Origin of the sequence: Pleomorphomonas koreensis DSM 23070, assembly GCF_000425185.1 — a bacterium.
In the GTDB taxonomy this organism is placed as follows: Bacteria; Pseudomonadota; Alphaproteobacteria; order Rhizobiales; family Pleomorphomonadaceae; genus Pleomorphomonas; species Pleomorphomonas koreensis.
On sequence record NZ_AULH01000007.1, the window covers coordinates 314172 to 330456 of the forward strand.

Annotated in this window: 14 protein-coding genes; 6 read left to right on the forward strand and 8 right to left on the reverse strand. The window is 67.6% G+C overall.

Annotated elements, in window-relative coordinates; genetic code table 11:
• Positions 1-828, forward strand: coding sequence for a transglutaminase family protein (locus H512_RS0106695; protein ID WP_026782802.1), 828 nt, complete (start codon positions 1-3; stop codon positions 826-828).
• Between the two features lie 224 nt (positions 829-1052).
• On the opposite strand, the gene H512_RS0106700 is transcribed toward H512_RS0106695, so the two are convergent.
• The 8 genes from H512_RS0106700 to H512_RS0106735 form a co-directional block, all read right to left on the reverse strand.
• Entirely contained in the window at positions 1053-2135 is a 1083-nt protein-coding gene (locus H512_RS0106700; protein ID WP_026782803.1) for an ABC transporter ATP-binding protein, read from the reverse strand.
• A gap of 32 nt (positions 2136-2167) precedes the next feature.
• Positions 2168-4414: a glycoside hydrolase family 2 protein gene (locus tag H512_RS0106705; protein ID WP_026782804.1), complete on the reverse strand. Its 2247-nt coding sequence runs from the start codon at positions 4412-4414 to the stop codon at positions 2168-2170.
• 10 nt (positions 4415-4424) lie between these two features.
• Positions 4425-5249, reverse strand: a complete 825-nt coding sequence (locus H512_RS0106710) for a carbohydrate ABC transporter permease (protein ID WP_026782805.1) — start codon at positions 5247-5249, stop codon at positions 4425-4427.
• On the reverse strand, positions 5246-6160 hold the full coding sequence (locus H512_RS0106715) for a carbohydrate ABC transporter permease (RefSeq protein WP_053239631.1): 915 nt from the start codon (positions 6158-6160) through the stop codon (positions 5246-5248). Before H512_RS0106715 ends, H512_RS0106710 begins: the two co-directional genes overlap by 4 nt.
• A gap of 220 nt (positions 6161-6380) precedes the next feature.
• Positions 6381-7634 carry an ABC transporter substrate-binding protein gene (locus H512_RS0106720; protein ID WP_036790283.1) on the reverse strand — a complete coding sequence of 418 codons (1254 nt, stop codon included), beginning with the start codon at positions 7632-7634 and terminating at the stop codon, positions 6381-6383.
• Between the two features lie 417 nt (positions 7635-8051).
• Positions 8052-9089 carry a LacI family DNA-binding transcriptional regulator gene (locus H512_RS22895; RefSeq protein WP_036790285.1) on the reverse strand — a complete coding sequence of 346 codons (1038 nt, stop codon included), beginning with the start codon at positions 9087-9089 and terminating at the stop codon, positions 8052-8054.
• A gap of 219 nt (positions 9090-9308) precedes the next feature.
• On the reverse strand, positions 9309-9743 hold the full coding sequence (locus tag H512_RS0106730; protein ID WP_026782808.1) for an EamA family transporter: 435 nt from the start codon (positions 9741-9743) through the stop codon (positions 9309-9311).
• Positions 9740-10399 carry a glutathione S-transferase family protein gene (locus H512_RS0106735; RefSeq protein ID WP_026782809.1) on the reverse strand — a complete coding sequence of 220 codons (660 nt, stop codon included), beginning with the start codon at positions 10397-10399 and terminating at the stop codon, positions 9740-9742. Before H512_RS0106735 ends, H512_RS0106730 begins: the two co-directional genes overlap by 4 nt.
• Before the next feature lie 118 nt (positions 10400-10517).
• Here H512_RS0106735 and H512_RS0106740 point away from each other — a divergent pair, with 118 nt between their 5' ends.
• From H512_RS0106740 to H512_RS0106760, 5 genes are all read left to right on the forward strand, one after another.
• On the forward strand, positions 10518-11171 hold the full coding sequence (locus tag H512_RS0106740; protein WP_026782810.1) for a glutathione S-transferase family protein: 654 nt from the start codon (positions 10518-10520) through the stop codon (positions 11169-11171).
• Positions 11172-11246: 75 nt separating this feature from the next.
• Positions 11247-12071, forward strand: a complete 825-nt coding sequence (gene cysQ, locus H512_RS22900) for a 3'(2'),5'-bisphosphate nucleotidase CysQ (RefSeq protein ID WP_053239632.1) — start codon at positions 11247-11249, stop codon at positions 12069-12071.
• Positions 12072-12094: 23 nt separating this feature from the next.
• On the forward strand, positions 12095-13267 hold the full coding sequence (locus H512_RS0106750; RefSeq protein ID WP_245585355.1) for an AGE family epimerase/isomerase: 1173 nt from the start codon (positions 12095-12097) through the stop codon (positions 13265-13267).
• A 214-nt stretch (positions 13268-13481) separates the two neighbouring features.
• A complete protein-coding gene (locus H512_RS22905; protein ID WP_245585356.1) occupies positions 13482-15071 on the forward strand; it encodes an AMP-binding protein in 1590 nt (529 codons plus the stop codon).
• Between the two features lie 988 nt (positions 15072-16059).
• The coding region (locus tag H512_RS0106760; protein WP_026782812.1) for a transposase at positions 16060-16285 on the forward strand (226 nt) is incomplete at its 3' end.

Below are 16285 nucleotides of genomic sequence, written 5' to 3' on the forward strand. Positions count from 1 at the left end.
ATGCGCCTCCGCATCCGTCACGACATCGTCGCCCGCTATGACGAGCCGGTGTCGCTGGCCAGCCGCTCGCTGCGCCTTTGCCCGCGCACCTTCGACGGCCAATATGTGCGCGCCTGGCATCTCGACGTCACCGGCGACTGCCGGCAGGCGCGTTCCGCCGACGCCTTCGGCAACGTCGTCCACGACTGCGCCATCGAGGGGCCGGCAGGCGAAATCGCCATCGTCGCCGAGGGCGAAGTGGACGTCGACGACACCGCCGGCGTGTTGCAGGGCGCGCCGCTCGACCGCCTGCCGCCGGACATCTTCCGGCGCGAGACGCCCGTCACCGCCTCAACGCCCACCGTGCTCGCCTTCGCCGGCAAGGCCAGGGCACTGTCCGACGGCACGCCGCTCGACCTCTGCCACCGGTTGATGCGGCTCATCCACCGGGAGGTCGAGGCGCTGCCGGCCGATCCGGACGAACTCTGCGGCGTGCGCGCGGTGGCGGCCGCCGACGTGCTGGCGGCGGCGCGCGGCACGCCGGCCGATCTCGCCCATCTCCATATCGCCGCGGCGCGCGGCCTCGGCCTCCCGGCCCGCTTCGTCTCCGGCTATCTCTGGCAGGAAGAGGCGACGGCCACCGGCGCGCTCGCCGCCTGGGCGGAAGCGCTGATCCCCGGCCTCGGCTGGGTCGGCTTCGACGCGGTGCGCGACACGTCTCCCACCGACGCCTATGTCCGCGTCGCCTCGGCGCTCGACCAGTCGGGCGCCGCCTGGGTGCGTGCCGCCGACCGCGGTGCCGCCGCCGTCTCGGTGACCGTCACCGCGGCTGCCGACCGGCTGAGCTGAGGGCATGCCATACCCGCGTGGTGCTTGAGCCTGCCCGAGATGGCCCCTCTGGCACGGACCATGACGAAACTTGTATATGAAACAGCGGTATAGCGGGCCGATTTCGCAGAGGCGCCGGGGCAGGAACGGGCTCCGGCGATACACGACCTTGAAATCGAAAGGCGAAGGCCGGGACCCTGCGACGGGTGCCCGGCCTTGCCGTCTGCTGGCGGGGGAGGGGACCGTCAGTAGATGCGGTTGCCGTCGGCACCGAAGATCAGCGCCGCCGAGGACGGGAAGCGGGCGGTCAGCGTGTCGCCGATGCGCACGTCCGGCCGGCTCTGGGTGGCGATGGTCAAGAGGTCGGAGGCCGCCGAGCGGGAGTAGATCAGCGTTTCCGAGCCGAGATGCTCCAGCATGTCGACGGTGACCGGCAGCGCGGCGTCGCCGCTCTCGGAGAAATGCGACGGACGGATGCCGAGGGTGACCGGCGTGCCCACGGCCGGCGCGGCGCCGGTCAGCGCCACCGGCACCACGGCGCCGCCGAAGTCGGGCAGGCGGATCTCGGCGCGGCCGGCGGAGCCGCCGGTCACCTCGCCCTTCAGGAAGTTCATCTTCGGCGAGCCGATGAAGCCGGCGACGAACAGGTTGGCCGGGTTGTCGTAGAGTTCGAGCGGCGCGCCGACCTGCTCGACGATGCCCGACCTCAGCACGACGATCTTGTCGGCCAGCGTCATCGCCTCCACCTGGTCGTGCGTCACGTAGACGATGGTGGCGCCGAGGTCGCGGTGCAGCTTGGCGATCTCGATGCGCATGTGGACGCGCAGCTCGGCGTCGAGGTTGCTGAGCGGTTCGTCGAACAGGAAGACCTTGGGATGGCGGACGATGGCCCGGCCGATGGCGACGCGCTGGCGCTGGCCGCCCGACAGCGCCTTCGGCTTGCGGTCCATCAGCGGTTCGAGTTCGAGGATGCGGGCCGCCTCGTCGACCTGCTTGCGGATTTCCTCCTTGGGCAGGCCGGCGAAGCGCAGGGCGAAGCCCATGTTCTCGCGCACCGTCATGTGCGGGTAGAGGGCGTAGCTCTGGAACACCATGGCGATGCCGCGCTGCGCCGGCTCGACCTCGTTCATCCGCTCGCCGCCGATCTCGATGTCGCCGGCGGTGATGGTCTCCAGGCCGGCGATCATCCGGAGCAGCGTCGACTTGCCGCAACCCGACGGGCCGACGAAGACGACGAACTCGCCCGACTTGATGTCGAGGTCGACGCCCTTGATGATCTCGACCGCACCGAAGGACTTCCGCACGTCCCTGAGGGTAACGTCGCTCATGATTGAAATTCCGCTTCGATCGGTTGCGCCGTTCAGCCGGCCTTGAGGGTGAGGGTGGTCTCGCCTAGGCGATGGCAGGCGACGGTGACGACGACTTGGCCGGCGCCGCCGGTGGTCTCCAGCCAGAAGCCGACGGCGCCGCCCTTCAGCACCGCTTCCGACGGGCCGAGCAGCTTCGCCGGGCCGCTGACGGTGACGTGGATCGCCTCGTCGAGGAAGGGCAGCAGGTTGCCGAGCTGGTCGAGGGCGCGGACGACGACGCGCACCGAGTCCTTGGGCTCGGCCGACAGCTCGGTCCAGTCGGGGCTGACCTCCAGCGTGGTCGGCACCGGATCGCAGGCGAACTTGACGCTCTTGACCGGCTTGCCGCCGACATAGCCGGTGACGGTCGCCTCTTCCCACTTCATGCCCCAGAGGCCCAGCTCCTCGGCCGAGAAGGCGCGGTGGTCGATGACGACGGGCGCGTGCGGCAGGTGCGGATAGGTCTCGCGGTCGGGCTTGACGCGCTTGACGATGCCGGCGCCGTAGGCGATCTCGACCTCGTCGCAGTTGGTCAGCACGATCAGCGGCAGGATGCCGCCGATGTTGCGCTCGCCGCGGGCGTAGTAGGTGACCGGCTTCAGCACCACTTCGTCGGCCGGATCGCACTGGCTGGTGTAAACCCAGGCGGCGAACTTCGGCTCGCGCCAGGCGTCCATCACGCCGTGGTGGCAGATGCGGTCGCCGGAGCCGAAGTCCTTGTGGGTGTTGTAGTCGAACATGCACCAGCCGGTGGAGCCGGCGATGCCGGGATCGGCATAGGTGGCGTCGAGGATGGAGAGATAGCGGGAGACGTGCTCGGCCTGCCGCTGCTCCTGGTCGTAGCGCTTGGTCGGGAACATGTGGCCGTTGAACTCGGTCACCATGTAGGGCACCGGCGCCTTGAGGCCGGTGGTCTCGGAGATCGGCCGGAGCGCGGTGCGCGGCCGGTTGGCGCCGGGCAGTTCCTCGTTGCCCTGGATGAAGTCGTTCATGGTGTAGACGTCTTCCAGGAACTCGCTGTCGGTGATGTAGCGGACGCCGCCGGTCTGGCGGGTGGTGTCCAGCTCATGGGCGAGCTTGTTGGTGGCCGCGTAGAAATCGTGATTGTCGGCGGATTCGTTGATGCGCACGCCCCAGATGATGATCGACGGGTGGTTCCAGTCGCGCTCGATCATGGCGCGGACGTTGTCGATGGCCTGCGCCTGCCAGCCCTTGTCGCCGATATGCTGCCAGCCGGGGATCTCCTCGAACACCAGCAGGCCGAGGCGGTCGCAGGCGTCGAGGAACCAGGGCGACTGCGGGTAGTGCGAGGTGCGGACGACGTTGACCTTCAGTTCCTTCTTGAGGATTTCGGCGTCGCGCTCCTGCGCCCGGCGGCCCATGGCGTAGCCGACGTAGGGGTAGGACTGGTGGCGGTTGAGGCCGCGCAGCTTCAGCGGCTTGCCGTTGAGGCGGAAGCCCTCGGTCGAGAACTCGACGGAGCGGAAGCCGAAGTTGACGCAAAGCGTGTCGTCGCCGCTCTCATGGACGAGATCGACCACCGCCTCGTAGAGGGCGGGGTTGTCGATGTCCCAGAGGGCGATGCCGTCGAGGTCCTTCAGCTCCAGCGTCACGCTGTCGCCGCTCAAGGCGGCGTCGGCGCGGCCGACCGCCTTGCCGGCGGCATCCTTCAGCGTCACCGACACCCGGCCGGCCAGCTTCAGGCCCTGCGGGTTGGCGATGTCGACGCGGACCTTGACCGTCTTGCGGGCGGCCAGCACGTCGGGCGTCTCGATCTTGACGTTGCCGATGTGGACCGGCGACGTCACCCGCAGCCAGACGTCGCGATAGATGCCGGCGTAGGTGAGATAGTCGATCTGGCCGCCGAACGGCGGGATGGCCGGGTTCTCGGAGCCGTCGATCTTGACGGTGACGAGGTTGTCGCCCTCGACGAGGCGGTGGGTCAGGCGGGCGGTGAACGGCGTGTAGCCGTCGGCATGGGCGACGACCTTCTCGCCGTTGACGTAGACGATGCTGTCGGCCATGGCGCCGTCGAACACCAGGGCGACCTCGCGGCCCTCGAACTCCGGCCGCCAGGCGATCCGCTTCTGGTAGGTGAACGGCCGCTGGTAGCAGGTCTCGTCGAAGTAGTTGTAGGGGAGATCGACGGCGTTGTGCGGCAGGTCGACGGCGGTGCCCTTGGCGAAGGCGGCGGCGAGATCGGCCGAGAAGCCCTCGTGAAAGGTCCAGCCGGTGTTGCAGTTGATGACTTTGCGCATTTTGAACCTGTTACTTGACCGAGCCGAGCATGCCTTCGACGAACTGGCGCTGCATGGCGAAGAAGACGAAGAGGGTGGGGATGGTGGCGAGGACCGTGCCGATCATCACCGCGCCGTAGTCGGGATAATAGGCCGAGCCGAGCGAGGAGATGACCAGGGTGATGGTCTTGGTGTCGTTCGACTGCAACACGATCAGCGGCCACAGATAGTTGTTCCAGGCCGTCATGAAGACGATGATGAAGGCGGCGGCGTAGGTCGAGCGCATCACCGGCATGTAGATCAGGAAGAAGATCTGCCACTCCTTCAGGCCGTCGACGCGGGCGGCGTCGCGCAGCTCGTGCGGGAAGGCCTTGGTCGACTGGCGGAAGTAGAAGACGATGAAGGCCGAGGCGACGGTGGGCAGCACCACGGCGATGTGGGTGTTGATCAGGCCGAACTTGCCCATCAGCATGAACAGCGGGATCATCAGCGCCGCGAAGGGGATCATCAGCGTCAACAGCATCAGGCTGTAGAGCTTCTCGCGGAAGCGCGAGGAGAATATCTCGAAGCCGTAGCCGGCCAGCGACGAGATGAGCAGCGTCGATACCGTGGCGATGATGGTGATCTTGGCCGAGTTCCAGAAGATCAGCGGCGCGTTGACCTGGGAGAAGAAGGTGGCGGCGTTGACCAGAAGCCCCTCGCCGAAGCTCATCTTGCCCTTGATGATGTCGGAGGTTGAGTTGGTGGCGCCGATCACCATCCACAGGAAGGGGAAGACGGAGAGGAAGGCCATCACTGCGAGGAAGAGGTAGACGGCGGCGGAGGCAAGCCGCTTCTTGAGGCCGTGGGTGGTCATGCCTTGCGCTCCCGGGCGGCATAGAACTGCAGGAAGGACAGGATCGCCACCAGGAAGACGATGACGTAGGAGACGGTGGCGGCGTAGCCGAAGTTCGGCGCGAACTTGAAGGTCAGGTTGTAGATGTAGAGCGACAGCGTCAGCGCCGAATTGCCGGGGCCGGCGGCGCCGCCGGCCGAGCCGCCGCCGGTGATCGTCGACACCTCGTCGAACAGTTGCAGCGTGCCGATGGTGGAGGTGACCGTGGTGAACAGGATCACCGGCTTCAGCATCGGCACCGTCAGGAAGGCGAAGCGGGCGTAGGTCGGCACGCCGTCGATGCGGGCGGCTTCATAGACCGAGCGGTCGATGTTCTGCATGGCCGCCAGATAGAAGATCATGTTGTAGCCGGTCCAGCGCCAGGTGATGGCGATGATGATCATCGTCCGGCACCAGAAGGGATCGGTCATCCAGGGGATGCCGGTGTCGACGATGCCGAGGTTGATCAGCGTCGTGTTGATCAGGCCGTTGGCGACGAACATCGACTTGAACAGCACGGTGTAGGCGACCAGCGAGGTGACGCAGGGCAGGAAGATCGCCGTGCGCAGCACGCCGCGGAACCGGATGTCGGGGTTGTTGAGCAGCGCCGCGGTGACCAGCGCCAGCGTCAGCATGACCGGCACCTGCACCAGGAAGAAGATGAAGGTGTTGGTCAGCGCCGTGAAGAACAGCGGGTCGTTGAACAGCCGGTTGATGTTCTTGAGCCCGGCGAAGGAGAGGCGCATGCCGAGGCCGGTCTGGAAGGACATCCAGAGCGAGTGCAGCACCGGAAACACCATGAAGGTGGCGATCAGCGCCAGGGCGGGGCCGACGAACAGCCAGCCGTTGACGTCGAAGCGCGGCCTCGTGGACCGCGGGGAAATTGCTGACATGGGTCACCGTTCCGGCAGAGCGGGGCTCTCGGGCAGCTTCCGGGCGGGAAGCGCCGATGATTCAGGGACGTGTGCGTGTGTCGCGTGCGGCCGCGCCGGGAGGGCGCGCGCAGGGCGCCGTCCGGCGGCGGGGATGCGACGCCACGCCGGCCGACGGGCATGCCGGCCGGCGCGGCCGGCGCGGAAGGGGCGGACGGCCGGAGCCGCCCGCCGCCGGTCGTCACTGGACGAGGGTCTTGGCCTGCTCGTCGATCGCCTTGATCACGTCGTCGACCGAGGCGCCCTTGGCGAGGTCGGGCTGGTGGGCGGCGACCACCGAGTCGACTTCGTTGGTGAAGGTGCCGTAGTTGACCGAGGGCACCTTGGACAGCCAGTCGGAGAAGGTCTGCCAGATCGGCTCGCCGCCGAAGAAGGCGTCGGTCGACTTGTAGGCCGCGCCCTCGCGGGCGGCGAGCAGCGAGCCGACGGCGCCGCGATCGACCAGGATCTTCTGGTAGAAGTCGATGTCCTTGCCGTAGATATCGTTCAGGAAGTCGATCGCCTCGTCCTTGGCCGGCGAGGCGGCCAGCACGTACCAGCTCGAACCGCCGAGGTTCGAGTAGTGGGTGGCGCCGTCGATGGTCAGCTTGGGAATCGGCGCGATGCCCCAGTTGCCGGACTGCTCGGGCTGCGACTTGACGGTGCCGGTGATCCACACGCCGGTGGTGACGGAGGCCACCTCGCCGCCGGTGAAGGCGCCGACCCAGTCGGCCCAGCCGGCGGCCGGACGGAAGATGTTGGCGGTCTGGATCTTCTGCACGACCTCAAGGGCGGCCTTCAGCGCGGCGTTGCCCTCGATGGCGAGGTTGCCGTCCTTGTCGAAGTACCAGCCACCGGCCGACTGCATGATGATGCGGGTGAGGCCGGCGTCGTTCGGGTCATAGGCCATCATCTTCTTGCCGGTCTTCTCCTCGACGACCTTGGCAATCTCGATGAACTTGTCCCAGGTCAGGTCCTGGAGGTCGGCGGGCTGGAAGCCGGCCTGCGACAGCAGGTCCTTGCGATAGTAGAAGCCGGTCACGCCCGAGTCGAAGGGCATGGAGTAGACCTTGTCGTCGAGCGTCGCGAGCGCGACCTTGTAGGGCGCGAAGCCGGAATAGTCGACCTTGTCGCTGAGCGGGGCGAAGGCGTCGGGGAACGACTGCAGATACTTCTGCGCGCCGTAATCCTCGATGAGGACGATGTCGGGCATGCCGTCGGCGACGCCCGAGGCGAGGCCGGTCTGCAACTTCTGCTCAAGGTCGGCCTTGGCGAAGTCGACGACGTTCAGTTTGAAGTCCGGATGGGTCTTGGCGTAGATCTCGCCGGCTTCCTTCATGATGGCGACGTTGAAGTTCGGGTCCCAGCACCAGACCGTAACCTCGGCGGCCTGGGCGGCCGTGATGGCAATGAGGCTGGCGCTCGCGAAGGCGAGCGCGACGGTTTTCCGGTTCATGCAGTTTTCCTCCACTTTCGTGTCCGAGGCGTCCTCAGCCTCTCGGGGGCACTATCCGACACTCATTCGCCCGACGCAAGGTATTATTTAGTAAATTTTACCAACTTTTTTGCGGCTGCAATGTCGGGGTCAGAGGTAAATAGTTTACCTGCGGCGCGGGCGGAAGCCAATCTCATCGGGGTAAACAATTAGGATAGGTGGCGGCCGGCGCGCAGCTTTGTCCGTCCCGGCGTGATTGTTTCCGCGATGTTTCTGTCAGTGCCGGTGTGTATCCGGAGGGCCGGCAGCGGCGCGCCCAAGGCCGGCCACGGCCAACCGTCAATTGATCGGCCGGGCGGGGGTCGCGCGGAGACGACGCAATGGGCCATGGCGTCGGCGGTGCCGAAAAAGCTGAGGGTTGTCTGGCGGCAGATCGGCTCAGGCGCCGTCGGGGCGGCGGCAGCTTTCGCGCCAGATCAGGTCGGTGGCGATGGTGACGCGCTTGACGTAGTCGCGGCCGCCCAACTGCTCCATCAGCAGGTCGAAGGCGTTCTCGCCGATGCGCTCGGCCGGGATGCGGACGGTGGTCAGCGGCGGCGCCAGGAACTGGGCGGCCGGGATGTCGTTGAAGCTCGCCACCGCGATGTCGGAGGGGATGCGCAGGCCGCGCTCCTGGATGGCGCGGTAGGCGCCGATCGCCACGTTGTCGTTGGAGGTGATGACGATCTCCGGCAGGTCGGGCTCGGCCATCAGCTGGCAGGCGAGGCGGTAGCCGCTCTCGAAGCGGAGCTGCTCGGCGAGGAGATAGTGGGCGGGGTTGAAGAGGCCCTTCTTCTCGGTCCACTCGCGGAAGGTCTTGGCGCGCTCCTCGGAGGCCGGATAGAGCACGTTGCCGGACGGGCGGTCGTCGCCGAGGAAGCCGAAACGGCGGTATCCGGCGGCATGGAGGCGGTCCAGGAGGCGCGCCATGGCAAAGGACAGGTCGCTCGCCACGATGTCGAACAGGTCGATGTTCGGCGCGAAGTCGGCCAGCACCAGGTTGGCGTTGATCTGCCGCACCCAGTCGATCTCGGCGTCGGTGTGCATGCCGAGCGCGATGATGCCGGCGGCGCCCTGCAAGTCCTCGGCCGGCGGCAGGCCGGCGGTGCGGTAGATCACCTGCACCTCGACGCGGTTGGCGCGCGCCCGCGCCTCGATGCCCATGCGCACGCCGATGTAGTAGGGGTCGGCCAGTTCCTCGTCGGGCCGCAGGAAATGCACGATGCCGACGCGGGCGCCGGCGTGGTCGGACGGCGTGGGCGCGCGCTGCGGCCGCGGCCGGTTGCGCGGCGTCAGGTAGTTGAGCGCCTCGGCCGTCTCGATGATCGCCTGCCTCTTCGCCTCGGTGATCGACAGCGTGGCGTCGTAGTTGAGGACGCGCGACACCGTGGCCGAGGAAACTCCGACCGCCTTGGCGATTTCCTTGATCGTGACCATCCGCGTACTCTCAGTCGGGTTGCCGAAGCACCGATGAACCGTTCCATTCTACGGCCAAACCACCATGGCCGATAGTAAAGTTTTACTAAATCATCCGAAAGGCGGATGCCGGCCGGATGGCCGTCGGCGCGACGCCGCCGGGCTGCGGCGGCAAGCCGGCTTTCTGTTACCCGCATTCGCGGTGCGGGTAAAGGCTCGGGCCGGGGCGGCGGAGGGCGCCTATTGCCAGGCGACCAGCATGGCGCCGGCGGCGATCAGCGCCACGCCGGCCGCGCCCTGCGGCGACAGCCGCTCGCCGAGGAACAGCACGGCGAAGATGGCGACCAGCACCACCGACAGCTTGTCGACCGGCGCGACGCGCGCCGCGTCGCCGAGCTTCAGCGCCCGGAAATAGCAGAGCCAGGAGGCGCCGGTGGCGAAGCCCGACAGCACCAGGAACAGCCATGTGCGGCCGGGGACGGCGGGGAGCTGTCCGAAGCCGTCGCCGGCCGCCACCACGAGGGCGGCGAAGGCCAGCACGACGGCGGTGCGGATCAGCGTCGCCAGATCGGAGCCGATCGCCTCGACGCCGACCTTGGCGAGGATGGCGGTGGCCGCCGCGAAGGCCGCCGACAGCACGGCCCAGGTCTGCCAGAGCTGGAGGAGGCTTTTCATGCCGAGGCCGCTCGCTGCCGGTCGCCTGCCGCGAAATGGGCCATCTGGTCGGCGTGGGCCTTGACGAAGGCCGGCCGGGCGGTGGCGCGCCCCATATAGCCGCGACAGGCGGGATAGGCGGCGAGGCCGTCGAAGCGGTCGACGAGGCGCAGCACGTCGGCCATCGCGATGTCGGCGATCGTGAAGCGGCCGGCCAGCCACTCGCGTGCCGTCAGCACGCTCTCCATGTGGCCGAGCCGGGCGTTGACGAACCGCTCGAGGAACTTCCAGCCCGGCGTATCGCCGGTGTCGCCGGAGAACTGGAACAGCGACCACGGCAGGCTGGCTATCTCCACCGAGTTGAGCGCCGCGAACAGCCATTCCAGCGCCTCGGCGCGGCCGTGCCGGTCGGCTGGCATCAGCGCCTCGCTCTGCTCGCCGAGATGGACCAGGATGGCGCCGCTTTCGAAGATCGACAGGTCGCCGTCGGTCAGCCATGGCACCTGACCGAACGGCTGGTGCGCCAGGTGCCCGGCGCCGCGGCCTTCGAACGGCACGCTTGCGACGCGATAGGGCAATCCGGCCTCCTCCAGCGCCCAGCGCACGCGGATGTCGCGCACGAAGCCGCGCGGCGGAACGGGAACCCAATCGAAGGTGGTGAGGATCATCTCGGTCATCGGCGCCTCCACGTCCGGGGAGCCATGCCCCCGGTCGGACATCGCATAACCGAGCGGCGGCGGTTGTCAAACGGCGGCGGAGGCGCGACAGTGCCGCCGGCAACCGGAGAGCTTCACCATGCTGACCGTCTATGGCGTCTACAAGTCGCGCGCCTCGCGCCTCTACTGGCTCCTCGAGGAACTGGGTGTACCCTTCGAAAAGGTGCCGGTGATCCAGGCCCGCAAGGTGCCGGACCCGCTTTCCGCCGACGCGCCGCTCAACACGCGCTCGCCGTCCTTCCTCGCCGTCAATCCGATGGCGCAGATCCCGTCGATCGACGACGACGGCCTCGTGCTCTCCGAATCGCTGGCCATCCTCCTCTATCTCGCCCGGAAGCACGGCGGCCCGCTGGCGCCCGCCGATCTGTCCGAGGAGGGACGGATGCTGCACTGGCTGTTCTGGGGCGGCACGACGCTGGAGCCGCTGACCGTGCAGGTGACGCAGGGCGACGAGCGCGGCGCGTGGGAGAGCGAGGAGGGCCAGGAGAAGCTGGCGGCCCTCGGGAAGACGATGAAGACGCCGCTCGCCGTCTTCGAGGCGCATCTTGCGGCGCACGGTCATGTGGCCGGAGGCCGCTTTACCGTCGCCGACCTCGGTCTCGCCGAAATCGTCCGTTACGTGCAGGGTCATCCCAGGCTGCTCGCCGACTTCCCCAGGGTGCGGGACTGGCTCGATCGCTGCCAGTCGCGGCCGGCCTTCAAGGCGATGTGGGAGAAGCGCAACGCCGAGTGACGGCCGGACGCCGATTGACAGCTCCGACCCGCCCTGCAACATGCCCGCCGCCCCATCCACGGCCGAGGATTGCCCATGACGATCGCCAGCCCGGCGCTGCTCGACGGCCTGATTGCCGCCTCGATCGAGGCCGGCCGCATCATCCTCGACGTCTACGCCCGGCCGATCGACGTCGCCTTCAAGGCCGACGCCTCGCCGGTGACCGAGGCCGACGGCCGCGCCGAGGCATCGCTCATCGCCGCGCTCGCCGTGCTCGCTCCCGGCGTGCCGGTGGTGGCCGAGGAGAGCGTCGCGGCCGGCCGCGTGCCGCCGGTCGCCGACTGCTTCTTCCTGGTCGACCCGCTCGACGGCACCAAGGAGTTCATCGGCGGCAACGGCGAGTTCACCGTCAACGTGGCGCTGATCGAGCGCGGCGTGCCGGTGATGGGCGTCGTATACGCGCCGGCCATCGGCCGGCTGTTCGCCGGCGGTCCGGACGGCGCCGCCGAGATCGCGGTGACGGACGGCAGTGCCGGTGCGCGACGGTCGATCCGCGTGCGGCCGTTGCCGGCCAAGGGGGCGGTGCTGCTCGTCTCGCGCAGTCACGGTACGGTCGCCACCGACGCCTTCAGGCCGGCCGTGCCGGTGGTCGGCCGCCGGGCCATCGGCTCGTCGCTGAAGTTCGGCCTGATCGCCGCCGGCGAGGCGGACCTCTATCCGCGCTTCGGCCCGACCATGGAATGGGACACGGCGGCCGGCGATGCCGTGCTGAGGGCGGCCGGCGGCGTGATGACGCTGCCGGACGGTGCGCCCTTCCTCTACGGCAAGCGCGGCCGCCCCGGCCTTGCCGACTTCGCCAATCCATCGTTCATTGCCGCATCCGATCCCTGCTTGACGGCTGGTTGCCGCGTGGCGGGATGATCCGTTTCCAGAGGAGATTGATCGTGAGTCTTTCCCCCGTTCACGACGAACTGGCCGCCGCCCATCAGGAGTTGACCGCCTGGCTGATGACCGAGGCGCTGCCGATCTGGTGGGCCTTCGGCGTCGACCACGTCAACGGCGGCTTCCACGAGGTGCTGGGCCTCCGGTGCGAGATCGTGCCGGCGCCGCGCCGGGTGCGCGTCACGGCGCGCCAGATCTTCACCTTCGCCCTTGCCGGCCGGCTCGGCTGGACCGGCCCCTGGGAGCGCACGGTGGAGGAAGGCCTCGCCTATTTCCTCGACAAGTGCATGCTCCCCAACGGCGCCGTGCGCATGGTGACCGAGGTCGACGGCGCGCCGAAGGATGACACCTTCAGCCTCTACGATCAGGCCTTCGCGCTGTTCGCGCTCGCCGCCGCCGCGTCGGTGGTCAGGGACCGCAGCAAGGTGGAGGCGGCGGCCGTCAAGCTGCGCGACCTCCTGATGACCGACTACAAGAACCCGATCGCCGGCTTCGAGGAATCCATCCCCCCCTCGCTGCCGCTCAAGGCCAACCCGCACATGCACCTGTTCGAGGCCTGCCTCGCCTGGGAGGAGGTGGGCGGCGACGCCACCTGGAGCCGGCTCGCCGACGAGATCGCCGGGCTGTGCCTTGCGAAGTTCCTCGATCCCGCGGACGGCTGGCTGAAGGAGTTCTTCAACGCCGACTGGTCGGTGGCGGACGGCCTGCCCGGCCGCATCTCCGAGCCCGGCCATCATTTCGAATGGGCGTGGCTGCTCACCCGCTGGGGCACCTCGCGCCAGCGCCCGGATGCGGTCGCGGCGGCGCGGCGGCTCTGCGAACTCGGCGAGGCGCATGGCATCAACCTCGCCGAGGAGGTGGCCATCATGGGCATCCTCGACGACCTCTCCATCCATGACGGCACGGCCCGCATGTGGTCGCAGACCGAGCGGATGAAGGGCAACGTGGCGCTGGCCGCCGTCGCCGCCAGCGAGGTCGACCGCGACGCCCATCTCGCCAAGGTGGTGACGGCGGCGCGGGCGCTCCAGCGCTACGCGGACGTCGACACGCCCGGCCTCTGGCGCGACCGCATGAACCCCGACGGCTCGTTCGTGATCGAGCCGGCGCCGGCCTCCACCTTCTACCACATCATCTGCGCCATCGACGAGGTCGGGAAATACGTCGCAAGCCGCTGAGGCGCATGGGTCTTTCGGCCTTTGCTGAGGTTTTGATTCAAGGAAGGCCGCCCTCGTCGCCGGGGGCGGCTTCTTCATGTGGCGAATCCGGATCGGCCTTCAGGCTGGCGCGAAGAGTCCGGTGGATCGCCCAAGTGCTTGATAACAGGTGCTTGCGTTGACAGTGATTGTGGGTTCAAGTGCGGCCGGAGGACGGCTTGACGAAGAGGTAGCCATGGGGGGTGCGGCGGACGGTCGCCTTTACGGTCAGCCGATGGCGGAGTCGGGGCTCGACGCGGCTTTCATCGAACGGTCGCTGTTCGACGCGCTGATCGATACCGCCGAGGCCGATCCCGACCTCGTGGCCATCGAGGACCAGAACCGCCAGCCGGTGACGCGCCGCAACCTGCTGCTGGCCGCCTGCGTGCTCGGCCGGCGTCTCGCGACCATCAGCCGCCGGGGCGAACGGGTCGGCCTCATGCTGCCCAATGTCAACGGTGTCGCCATCGCCTTCTTCGCGCTCGTCGCCTATGGACGGACGCCGGCGCTGCTCAACTTCACGGGCGGCAGCCATGGCATCAACGGCGCCATCCGCGTCGGCACCATCCGCACGGTGATCACCTCGTCGGCCTTCGTGAAGACGGCCAAGCTCGAACCGGTGATCGACGAGATCAAGGACAAGGTGCGCATCGTCTATCTCGAGGACGTGCGGGCCGGCCTGACGCTGATCGACAAGGGCATCGGCGCCGCCTATGCCCGCTGGGCGCGGCCGCTCCACCGCTTCTACCGGCGGGCGCCGCGCGACATCGCCGCCGTGCTGTTCACCTCGGGCACCGAGGGCGCGCCGAAGGGCGTCGGGCTCACCTCGACCAACTTCCTGTCCAACGTCGCGCAGATCCTGGCGCTCTACGAGTTCTACCCCGAGGACACGCTGTTCAACGCGCTGCCGGTGTTCCACTCCTACGGCCTCACCGCCGGCCTGTTCCTGCCGCTCTACGGCCGCTTCAAGTCGTTCCTCTATCCCTCGCCCTTGCACTACAAGGCGATCCCCGGCCTCGTTCGCGACAGCGGCTCGACGGTGCTGCTGTCCACCGACACCTTCGCCGCCGGCTGGGCGCGGGCGGCCGAGGACGGCGACTTCGACAAGGTGCGCCTGACCATCCTCGGCGCCGAGCGGGTCAAGAAGCAGACGCGGGCCCTCTGGATGGACCGCTTCGGGGTGGTGCTCAACGAGGGCTATGGCGCGACGGAATGCGCGCCGGTGCTGTCGGTCAACTATCCCGGCAGCTTCCGAGACGGCACCGTCGGCCGTCTGCTGCCGGGCATCGAGGCGCGGCTCGATCCGGTGCCGGGCCTGGAGATCGGCGGCCGGCTCTACGTGCGGGCGCCCAACATCATGGCCGGCTACTACCTGGCCGACCGGCCGGGCGAACTGGTCATGAACGACCCCGACGGCTGGTACGATACCGGCGACATCGTCTCCATCGACGACGACGGCTTCGTCACCCTGCTCGGCCGCGCCAAGCGCTTCGCCAAGATAGGTGGCGAGATGATCTCGCTTGCCGCCGTCGAAGCCTTCGCCGCCGCCATCTGGCCCAATTCGTCGCACGCCGTCGTCGCCATCTCCGACCCGCGCAAGGGCGAGGCGCTGGTGCTGGTCACCGACGCCGGCGACGCCACGGTCGAGGCGCTCACCGCCTATGCCCGCGAGCACGGCGTGCCGGAGTTGCAGGTGCCGCGCAAGATCGTCAAGACCTACGCGCTGCCGGTGCTCGGCACCGGCAAGATGGACCTCGCCGCCATCGAGCAGATGGCCCGCTCCTGAGGCGAAGCCGGCCGGAAGGCTGACTTCCGCCGCCGGGCCGGATGTCGCTTCGGCGCCGGTGCCACCCAATGGTGGGACGAGGGCACCCCGCAGCCCCCCCCCGGCGAAACGTCGACGCGATACTCCGCTGTCGGCGTTCCGCCAGCCGCCTCAAGCCCTTGTCGCTGAATCCGTTTCCCCGCCGGTGGCCGCAAGTGTCTGGCGGGATTCAACCTCACCAACCGGAAAGTTGTGTCGATCGTGTCGGATTCATCGATCGGTAACCCTTCCATGAGACTCTCACTGCGCGCCAACAGGAGATGATCGCACCCTCAGGTTGTGTCTAGGGACCAGTTAAAGTCCTTCGCAAACTGGTTCAAGAGTTCGCGAATCTATATGGTTAACAAAGGTTTGATGGCCTTTGTTAATGTGAAAACTCAGATTCTGCGCGAACGCCAACGCTCCCATTACGGCGGCACTTTCAGGCAGCCGGAAAACAGGAATGAATTCAGAGAGATGACGGATCATCCTCTGAAACGGGGCGATGTTCGGAACAGTTGCCGCCGGGCGACGGCGGGAGGCGGAAAAGGGCCGCCGGGAATCTCAAAAAACGCTCTCTTCTCAAGCTCCTCTGGCAAAGCCGGTTCGCCCTTCACAGGGAAGGCGCGCGACGATGTCGAAACAAGATTTCGGGCGGTGGCCGCAACTTCCGGGAGTCCGGTGGCCGCCGCTTCGGACAATGAATCAAAAGCGATGGGTGGGATCAAGCCCAAAAGGGAGTCATTTCAGTCGATTGGCTTTGCCGGTTTGCACAAGTTCGAGTCAGCGGCTTCACATGCTGAATCCGCCAGGGCGGCGGACGGCGGCGCGGCGAGGAAAGCGATCGGGAGAGCGTCCGGTGTAGCCTACGGAGATCGTGTCCCAGGGCGTGGTGTAGCAGGGTAGCGGTGGTCACCAGTGTTTTCCGGTAGGGTCGGGTTGTTCAAGACCAACCTGAAGGACACCACCGATGACCGACGACATGATGAACCTGCGCTCACTCGTTGAGAAGAGCGCCGACGCCGATTTGCTGCGCGAGATGATCGGCTTTGCTGCCGAGAAGTTGATGATGCTGGAGGTCGGCACGAAGACCGGCGCGGGCTATGGCGAGAAGAATGGCTTCCGACTAGCCCAGCGCAACGGCTATCGCGACCGGGACTGGGAGACACGTGCTGGCACAGTCGAGCTTCGTATCC

Excerpts from the sequence above, each read along its gene's own strand:
- H512_RS0106695 (WP_026782802.1), top strand. The coding sequence starts at position 1 with ATGCGCCTCCGCATCCGTCACGACATCGTCGCCCGCTATGACGAGCCG.
- H512_RS0106700 (WP_026782803.1), bottom strand. The coding sequence starts at position 2,135 with ATGAGCGACGTTACCCTCAGGGACGTGCGGAAGTCCTTCGGTGCGGTC.
- H512_RS0106705 (WP_026782804.1), bottom strand. The coding sequence starts at position 4,414 with ATGCGCAAAGTCATCAACTGCAACACCGGCTGGACCTTTCACGAGGGC.
- H512_RS0106710 (WP_026782805.1), bottom strand. The coding sequence starts at position 5,249 with ATGACCACCCACGGCCTCAAGAAGCGGCTTGCCTCCGCCGCCGTCTAC.
- H512_RS0106715 (WP_053239631.1), bottom strand. The coding sequence starts at position 6,160 with ATGTCAGCAATTTCCCCGCGGTCCACGAGGCCGCGCTTCGACGTCAAC.
- H512_RS0106720 (WP_036790283.1), bottom strand. The coding sequence starts at position 7,634 with ATGAACCGGAAAACCGTCGCGCTCGCCTTCGCGAGCGCCAGCCTCATT.
- H512_RS22895 (WP_036790285.1), bottom strand. The coding sequence starts at position 9,089 with ATGGTCACGATCAAGGAAATCGCCAAGGCGGTCGGAGTTTCCTCGGCC.
- H512_RS0106730 (WP_026782808.1), bottom strand. The coding sequence starts at position 9,743 with ATGAAAAGCCTCCTCCAGCTCTGGCAGACCTGGGCCGTGCTGTCGGCG.
- H512_RS0106735 (WP_026782809.1), bottom strand. The coding sequence starts at position 10,399 with ATGACCGAGATGATCCTCACCACCTTCGATTGGGTTCCCGTTCCGCCG.
- H512_RS0106740 (WP_026782810.1), top strand. The coding sequence starts at position 10,518 with ATGCTGACCGTCTATGGCGTCTACAAGTCGCGCGCCTCGCGCCTCTAC.
- cysQ (WP_053239632.1), top strand. The coding sequence starts at position 11,247 with ATGACGATCGCCAGCCCGGCGCTGCTCGACGGCCTGATTGCCGCCTCG.
- H512_RS22905 (WP_245585356.1), top strand. The coding sequence starts at position 13,482 with ATGGGGGGTGCGGCGGACGGTCGCCTTTACGGTCAGCCGATGGCGGAG.